Source organism: Massilia mucilaginosa (genome assembly GCF_011682145.1).
Classification (GTDB): domain Bacteria; phylum Pseudomonadota; class Gammaproteobacteria; order Burkholderiales; family Burkholderiaceae_D; genus Telluria_A; species Telluria_A mucilaginosa.
Window position 1 is genome coordinate 1 of record NZ_WHJH01000310.1, and the last position, 305, is coordinate 305.

1 protein-coding gene is annotated in these 305 nt (G+C 63.3%); it reads right to left on the reverse strand.

What is annotated here, in order from left to right; genetic code table 11:
- The coding region (locus tag F2P45_RS34990; protein ID WP_223164944.1) for a hypothetical protein at positions 1 to 305 on the reverse strand (305 nt) is incomplete at both ends.

The window sequence follows — 305 nt, forward strand, 5'->3', positions numbered from 1 at the left end:
TGCCCTCGACCGATGCGGCGCACCAGTTGGGACCGGAACGGTGGATTTTCAGCGCTCCCTTTCCGAGAAAGCCGCGCGCTTCGGCTTCGCTGAACCATTCGCATTGACCGAAGGATTGTTCGGCCTTGCCGGAGCGTGCGATGGCCTGCTTGCCCAGCGCGAGGATCGGCACGGCCAATTTATCCGGCCCGGCTTTCTCGCTGTTGCGGATGTAGCTCAGTATCAGGATGCTGTTGCCCTGCGTCGTCACCAGGGCTGCCTCGCTGAGATGTTGAGATACCGGCCGCCTGCCGAACTCCGCGCCC